The organism is Neptunomonas sp. ABH4_499, assembly GCF_056160565.1.
In genome coordinates, this window is record NZ_JBSWXK010000019.1 from 49999 (window position 1) to 58493 (window position 8495).

Here is an 8495-nt window from a genome sequence, read left to right on the forward strand (position 1 = left end):
TTGGCATTTATTTGCTCTTCTGAATATAACGGATGTGAGCGCCGTTAAATCGGGGCTTTTTCGTGAAAGCGGCGCTGCTGACGGTAGCGGTAATTCAGTGCCAGCGCGACCACCACGCCCATGATTCCGATCTCTGTCCAAAGGGCCGCCGTCACGGCCGATAGGTAATCGTCGGTTTGTTTTAAGACTTGGTACATCACTGTACCCAGTAGGGCAGCACCTAAGCCAAACGCGGATTGCTGTACGGTGGTCAGCATCGCGCTGCCACTGCCGGCATCGGCGGCGGGTACTTCGGATAGGGAGATGCGGAAAAAGCTACTGACGATGAAAGCCTGACCAAAACCGATCAACACGGTTGGGATTAGTAAGGTGATCGGTTGTACATCGGGCCACGAGCTTTGAAAGCTCACGATTAGGTAGATCAACCCAGGGATCTGGATCGCGCAGCCCATCAACAGGGTATTCATAAACCCAAGTTTGGCTGTAACTTTGGCGCTGAGTAAAGAGCCAACAAAGTAACTGATCCCCATGCCAATAAAGGTGTTACCCGATTGCAACGCCACGTTCACGATGGAGAAATCGATGGTAGGCAAGGTTTGTACAGACAATAACAGGCATAACCCCAAAGGGCTTAACCGTGCGGATGGCTCGCTCATGATGATCTCGTTATGGGGCCTTTACATGCTTGGGGTAAATCAGGCCGTGATTAAACCCTCATCCTAACCAATATCGGGGCTGAAAAATCACCTGCAACAATGCGTTCGTGACTTCGAACGACAAGATCGATTCCTGGGTATAAAAAAGCCCGGTAAAGACCGGGCAACTGAGAGCTAACGGGTGAGCTTGCGTTGAATCAATGCGTGGTTAAAGCGACTGACCCATAAGAGGGCTCAAACTGAGCCTCTTGCAGAGCGTGTGTGGATAAAGAGTGTTTGATGACCAGACTGCTGACTTGGCGAGCTTCGCGCGCGGTGGCGATGTGTGTGACCACAGGGTTGGTCGCACTGCCCGCGCCGATGCGCTCTTCGCGCGGCGGAATGCCAATGTGCTCGCGATAGCATTTACTGAAGTGCGGCGTCGAGACAAAACCACACGCCGAGGCGATCTCGATGATCGACATGGACGTTTGTTTCAGCAACTGACGGGCGCGCAGCAAGCGCAGTTTTAAATAGTACTTAGACGGTGAGCACTGCAGGTGCTTTTGGAATAACCGCTCAAGCTGACGACGTGATAAGCCTACGTAACCGGCTAATTCATCCAACTCGATGGTTTCTTCTAAGTTGGCCTCCATCAAAGAAACCGCTTCAACCAATTTTGGCTGCGTGGTACCCAGTACATAACGCAGTGGTACGCGTTGGTAATCGGCGTGGTTGCGCACGCGATCACAGATAAACATCTCGGAAATACCGGAGGTCAGCTGATAGCCGTAGTCGCGCTGAATCATGTTCAGCATCATATCCATCGGCACTGTGCCGCCGCTTGACGTCATGCGATTACGATCCAACACAAACAGATGATTGGTGCAGCGCACTTTCGGGAATTTCTCCTGCAGGGATGCGATGCACTCCCAGTGTGCGCTGCAATCATAGCCATCCAGCAAACCAGCATCGGCCAGTGCGTAGGCACCTGTACAAATTGCACCAATATTGCAGCCGCGGCGGCCCATGCGTTGCAACCAAGCAATTTGGCGTCGCGAATAACTACGTGTGATGTTGACGCCACCCACTACAATGATGGTGTCGAGGTTAAGTGGGTCGGTCATGCTCGCATCGGGTGTGATGTTAATGCCGTCGCTGGCACTCACCTGCTGACCCTCTTCGGACAGGGTGTGCCATGTGTAGAGCTCCTTGCCGCTCAACTGGTTGGCCATTCGCAATGGCTCTACAGCAGAAGCCAACGCGATCATGGTGAAATTATCAAGCAACAGAAAACCGATGTTTTGCATTTTAACCGGTGCGCTTGATTCGGGTTGACGTGCGTATGTATCAGTCATCACAGACACTCCTATGACGTAAATGGTCCTTATTTTTGTTTTAGCAATTGGTGTGCCTAAATTTGGATAAGGCTTACATTTTATTGTTTTTATTGAATAAGCGTTTAATAAAAAACGGGAGATCCGTTTCGCGACACAAATATGTCGTATTTCCGACATCTTGATGGATGCATTTACGTCATAAAGTGCACTAAAAACGAACTAAAAGCCACACTTCGCACCTTCGTATTGCATAAGTAGTTGTCCCTAGATTGGAACCATTACTTTAAAGTAGAATCAGACACACTGTATGTGAGCGGATGGCGAGAGGATTGCGCCGGATTGCATACCCCTACTTGAACAATAACAGGGATGTGTATGTTTGGATCTGATATCAGCTCCAGCCTAGGGCTGGGAATGGACTATTCACAGGACAACCGTTTGTTGTCCATCGAAACCCCTCTTGGTAAAGATGTGATGCTGCTGACCCGGCTAGACGGTGAAGAGGCGTTATCCAATCTTTTCGAGATCAACATCGAGATGTTCTCGCAGCGTAAGGCGATCGACCCCAGCGAGCTGGTGGGTCAAAACGTCACCTTACAGATCAACGATGCCGCCGATGGCTTTCTTGAGCGCCTTATTACCGAACCCCGCTACATTAACGGCTACATCCGTTATTTCCGTCAAGAAGGCCGACAGCTACAGGACTTGCGCAGTTACACCGCCGTGGTTGTGCCTTGGCTGTGGTTTTTAACCCAAACCAGCGACTGTAAAGTCTTCCAGAATCAAACCGTAGAAGAGATCGCGACCTCCATCTTCTTGGATAACGGTTTTAGCGATTTTCAATTTCGTTGTGTGATGCCGAAAAACACCCGCGAATACACGGTGCAGTATAAAGAAAGCGATTTTGACTTTTTGTCCCGCCTGTTCGAAGAGGAAGGCTTCTACTATTACTTCCAGCACGAGCAAGGCAAGCACACCCTGATCATCAGTGATCACATCGGTGGCTATGGCAAGTGCAAAGATGGACAGGTCGAATACAGCTCGGGCTCCTTAGTCGCGGCGCACACCATCCACACATGGCACCATACCTACCAGTTTATGACGGGCCAGTGCACCCAGCGCGATTACGACTTTACCCAGCCGCGCAACCGATTAAACACCTGTACGGCGGCACAAATGAAAGTGCCGGGTGTGCAAAAGTTTGAGCGTTTTACCTACCCAGGTCGTTACACCGATAAAGCCTTGGGCGAGCGCTATACCCGCTACCGGATGGAAGCCGAAGAGGCTGAACACGATGTGATCATCGGCGAGAGTGGTTGCCGCTCCTTTGTTGCCGGACACAGCTTTACGCTCACCCGTCACGATGATGACCTCGATCAAGTTGGCGACTATTTACTGATGTCGGTGGCCCACACCGCGCAGGATTACTCGTTTACCAACGATGATGAGCAGATCAAAGAGTACAGCAACCATTTCCGTTGCATGGACAGCGACACCATCTATCGTCCGCCGCTAAAGACTGGCTGGCCGAAGATGCAAGGCCCGCAAAACGCGATCGTGGTAGGTCCAGCAGGAGAGGAGATCTACACCGACGAATACGGCCGAGTCAAAATCCAATTCCCGTGGGACCGCTACGGCCAATACGACGAAAACAGCTCGTGCTGGGTACGTGTATCGCATGCATGGGCCGGTAAAGGCTGGGGTGGTATATACATCCCGCGTGTGGGGCAGGAGGTGATCGTTGATTTTATTGATGGCAACCCCGATAACCCGCTGATCACAGGGCGTGTTTACAACGCGGATCAAATGCCACCGTTTGGCCTGCCTGCCAATAAAACCCAAAGCGGGTTTTTATCGCGCTCCTCCAAGGGGGCGGGTGCCTCGAACGCCAACGCGCTTCGCTTTGAGGATAAAAAAGGCGAAGAGGAGATCTGGCTACACGCCGAGCGCAATCAGCGAATCGAGGTGGAGAATGATGAGTCGCACTGGGTGGGACGAGACCGTCAAAAACGAATAGATGGCAATGAAACGGTAGAGGTGAAGCTCTCCAAAACTACGTCAATTGGCGAAAACGAAGGCGTCTCTGTTGGTAAGAGCCGCACAACCGATATTGGCGAAACAGAGCAGATAAATGTGAAAGAAAACATGAGAGTTCATGTTGGGAAGCACATAGAGTTTATCTGCGGAAGCTCCCGTATCGTGATGACGGAAAACAGTATCCATTTAGAATCTCCAAACATACATATTCAAGCACCTCAGTATGTGCACATCGATGGTAATTCTGAGATTAACTTAAACTCGGGTACATCAAGCTCAGGAAAGTCCGGGCCCGCCGTTAAAGCCCACCCAAAAATCACTTTTGACCCAAGCGCCTAAGGCCTTGGGTTGTTAAGCAACTAAAGCAAGGAAGCTTTACACATGGGATCAAAACAACCTTCAGCCAGACTGGGTGACATTGATACAGGCCACCCAGGTGCGGGGCCAACGCCCATTATTACAGCCAGCAGTGATGTAAAAATTAACGGGATACCTGCAGCACGGAAGGGAGATCAGTTAAAAAAACATCACAAAGGCATTCGAGTCATCGTTCAAGGCTCATCAAATGTAAACATAAATGGTCGGCCTGCTGCTCGTGTGACGGACAACATTAACTGTGGTGGAAAGATCAATGTAGGGGCCCCTAATGTATTTGTGGGGTGTGAATCATCGGTAAAAGCGCTCCCAATCAAAGCTGTTGCATTTGAGTCGGCACGTACAAGTCAATATTTAGAGCTTGAAAGTATATTTGCAAGAGACGAGCTGTTTAAGTTTGCCAGAAAGTGCAGCGAAGTCTTATTTATGAAGGTGATGATGGAGGTTTTTGGTTTAGAAATCCCCGCAAGTGCCTATCATAAGCTGTACCAAGATGCGCAAAAAAAGGCCGATATTCTTACCATAGAGCACCTTGTGCGTTATGGTTTTGGAGGCTTCGCATTGTTTCATAGCCCTAAAGAGACGCAAACCATTTGGGTAGATGAATACGAATTACTGAAAGCGAAAGAGGATAATGAGCAGCGTGGCATCTTGATGGTTGCGTTAGTTGAGGAATACGGGCATTACCTCGATTATCTTCTACGGTTTTATTATTCCGATGTTGGTGGGGATGCGGAAAATGACGAGGGTGCAAAATACAGTTATAACATTATCGACATCAGCGCCCTTGAAGATAAAGATCAGTACTTTGCTGACTTGATCGAGAATGGAAATAAAAGCCAACTCATCTGGGATTTTGAAGAGTTCCATGTTTCATTAAAAGCTTACGTCAGCGAAGAAAGACAAAGACAAAATGATCGTGTAGGTGAGTACGAGTTCTTTAAAGCCGGCTTTTTTAACTTGTCTGGAAATTTGAATATATATGGGCATGGTGATATTGAGAACTTGGTTTTTCAATCCTTAATAAGGTCTAGGTTAAACAGACCAGGCCTAACGGCTATAAGTATCGATAAAAATAAAGTCAATGAAATTATTCATACCATATATTTAGGAAATTGGTTGAGAGATTACTCGCAGGTGATAGATGCGGGTTTAGTGCGGCCTGTGTCTTATGGGATCGGCAGTATAGGAGGGTGGACGGAATCTAGCGGGGTTGAAATACAAGATGTTAAAGTTGAGATTAATATAGATGATGTACTTAAAAAGCTGAATGTCTATGACTATGCAGGTGGTTTGAAAGATAAAAAAATAAAGTTTAGGCCGGTAACGTTAACGGTTGAAGCACTAACCACAGTCGTGGAATTAATGGCTGTCAAGGAGTTTGTGCATGAGAGACAAGATGAAGAAGAGGGAGAAAAGAACGAAGGTGAGGATGCAGTAGAGGATTACCGAGGCTATCGTGACTATTTTAGGAAAAACTATTTGGATATAACCCCCGAAACGTTAGGCCCTTATCGGCCAGAGGAGCATATCGACAACCCTAAAGGTATAGGGCACGATGAAAACGGTCAGGATGCAGGGACAAAAGCGATCTATAATAAGTTTGTTGGCTATGTACCAGATGACAGCCCCTTACATAAGGTCAACAAACGTTACGGAATGAAAAACTACATAAGATCGGATTTTGACGCTACTTTCGATGTCCAGGGCGATAATTATCCAACGGCCTTTCAATATATCGTCTCGCAACTCAAGAAAAGTGCTGGACCGGGTGGTTTTGAAAATCCGCAACAAATGATAGATTTTGGAGCAGCGCTACACACGCTCGAGGACTATTTTGCACACACCAATTATGCAGAAGTGGCCTTGATAAAATCGGTACAACCTCTTGTTTTTCCTTGGATAACCTCTGTTGAGGATACAGGTTTTGAGTATGTGTACGCAGAAATCGAACAAGGGATAGGCTTTGACAGAGAGTTCGAGGTGTTTGATGATCCCTCAATCGCTGAAAACTTAGCCGGGAAGCATAAATTAGCTGCGTGCATACCGATTGTTACAGGTACTTTTGGTATTGTAGATACAGCGGCGTCGGTACTTCCGGTAATCAATGAAAAAGTACTGTCTGTTGAACCAGAGGCGTGGGAGAAGGAAGGTGCGCCCGGGCAAAGGTCGTTTGCGGATATACTGGTACTTGAGTTATTTAAAGATATTGATAGAGCCCAAAGTGATGAATTCGATAACACAGGTGAGAATGATAAGTTCTTTGAAGAGAAGTTTGAACTGTATCTTTTCATAAGGGATCTATTAAGGAGGGATATTAAGTGGTGGGCGCCCGATTTAGTTCATAGTTTTCTTCATAATATTGAAGAAATATATCATGCCCTTTTTGACTTTATACCCTATGAAATTTGCCGTTTTTCAATAACGTTGCTTAATGATGCACAAGTTGCATTAAGTAAAGATTTAGACCTTATGTATGAAGGCTCGTTTGATATTGGAAGTAATCCTTCGCATACTCAAGTCGGTAAGGATGACCCTCATCACCCACTACATACCCTTGCAGCAAAATTAGCTATGGAAGCAGTAGAACGAGTTTCAAATAAAATGTTTGATGTCTGGCTAGGTGAAAGTGATATAAATGAAGTTATAGCGGAATTAGATATCATTATGAGGCACCCTGCAGAGACGATATGGCAAGAAGAGGTTTTAACTCAGTGGGCTGTATCAAATAAAAGGAATGTGTGTAGCGCTGTATCACCCAGCACAGCCATTGATACCGTGCTGCACCAGCTGGAGGAACAAGAAAAAATAATTAAAAATATTGAAGGTTATTTATCATCGACCTCCGAAGAGGTTATTAATAAAATTAATGCCTATTTTTCAGTCGATGAGCAAGTGAAGAACGACCCTAATATGATGACTAACTTCGTAAAAGAGGCAAAGACTATTCAGCAGCAACTTAGGGATAGAAGTGAATACCTCAAAGATATTTGGCATTGTAAGTTTGCAACCCCAAGTGAGTGCCAAGTTTTCAGTAAATACTACGAGAATGAAGATGGTTCTTGCGGTGTGAGAGTTGTTCCTGATTTTAGGCCAGAAAAAACAAAGGTATTTAAATGAGATATTTAGTTTTTTTAATTTTTTGCTTTAGTTCTTTTGTGTCTGGAGTGGAGGTTGATGAAAAAAATAGTAAAAGTGACTTGTTGTCTATTAACGGATGTAAGTTTTATTTTGACAATAAGGAGTTTGATTTTGAACAACCTTTAGAGGAGTTGTTTAAAACCTTAGGAGAACCTGAGCAAAAATTTGTAAAAGAAAGAAAAGCCTACAAGTCAACTTATACGTCTTGGGAGTCTATAGGTATATCCATACAAAAAAGTCATAATGATGTAGGTGATAAAAGATCTGTATTTTTTATTAATTTGATAGAAGATAATTACAGATCTTATAAGTGGTATAGGTATGAGAATGACTGGTCGGTCAATAAGATATATACAGAAACTCCTAGGAGCTACGGAAATGCTTATCCATACAAAGGGTTTGTTTTGGATGGTAAAAAAATAAAGCCAGGTATTAGTTATAAGGATTTCTTTGATTTATATGATTATAGTCTTAAGGACTTTGAAGTGGGTGGCGGAAGTTATATGTTAAAAAGGCCGTGTGGTAATGGTAAGAGTATTTATTTTGATATAGGTCAGGGTGGCGGTTGGACATATAAGGGTGGTGGGCATTTAATGTACAAAGATAAATATATTCCAATTAGGCCTGATCCTATTCGCTTCATGTATATTTGGTTTGAGTAATGTGCTTTATGAAATGAAATGGTTTTTGTGTTTTAATTTTATAGTATTATATTCAAATGCCTTTGGTAGTGGCGGGATTGCATCACAGAATAGTAAAAGTGATTTGTTATCAATTGAAGGTTGTAAGTTCATATATGACGGGAAAGTATTCTATTTAGATTGGCCTATAAACGCGAATTCAACTACCAAGTGCACCACCCGCTATTTAAGCAGTTCGGCTCATTTCTTCAAACACTACGGCTGGCTGCTTGAACCCAAGACACTTTCTTGGTCTTAGATTGATTTCTCGTTCTATCTGCGACAAT

At 45.2% G+C, this 8495-nt stretch carries 5 protein-coding genes and 1 pseudogene; 3 read left to right on the forward strand and 3 right to left on the reverse strand.

The window, feature by feature from the left end; translation table 11 throughout:
- Nucleotides 1-44 precede the first annotated feature (44 nt).
- The gene (locus ACXAF9_RS16075) at nucleotides 45-656 is read right to left on the reverse strand and encodes an MFS transporter (protein ID WP_475075823.1); all 612 of its coding nucleotides are present in this window, start codon (nucleotides 654-656) and stop codon (nucleotides 45-47) included.
- Between the two features lie 197 nt (nucleotides 657-853).
- Nucleotides 854-1993, reverse strand: a complete 1140-nt coding sequence (gene gbdR / locus ACXAF9_RS16080; protein WP_475075827.1) for a choline metabolism transcriptional regulator GbdR — start codon at nucleotides 1991-1993, stop codon at nucleotides 854-856.
- 357 nt (nucleotides 1994-2350) lie between these two features.
- On the opposite strand from gbdR, the gene ACXAF9_RS16085 reads away from it, so the two are divergent.
- The 3 genes from ACXAF9_RS16085 to ACXAF9_RS16095 are packed head-to-tail and all read left to right on the forward strand — an operon-like array spanning nucleotide 2351 to nucleotide 8190.
- Nucleotides 2351-4351, forward strand: a complete 2001-nt coding sequence (locus ACXAF9_RS16085; protein WP_475075829.1) for a type VI secretion system Vgr family protein — start codon at nucleotides 2351-2353, stop codon at nucleotides 4349-4351.
- A gap of 42 nt (nucleotides 4352-4393) precedes the next feature.
- Entirely contained in the window at nucleotides 4394-7507 is a 3114-nt protein-coding gene (locus ACXAF9_RS16090) for an HET-C-related protein (protein ID WP_475075831.1), read from the forward strand.
- On the forward strand, nucleotides 7504-8190 hold the full coding sequence (locus ACXAF9_RS16095) for a DUF7738 domain-containing protein (RefSeq protein ID WP_475075833.1): 687 nt from the start codon (nucleotides 7504-7506) through the stop codon (nucleotides 8188-8190). The genes ACXAF9_RS16090 and ACXAF9_RS16095 overlap by 4 nt, the downstream gene beginning before the upstream one ends.
- Nucleotides 8191-8395: 205 nt before the next feature.
- On the opposite strand, the pseudogene ACXAF9_RS16100 reads toward ACXAF9_RS16095, so the two are convergent.
- A pseudogene (locus tag ACXAF9_RS16100) lies at nucleotides 8396-8495 on the reverse strand (IS30 family transposase); the annotation flags it as partial.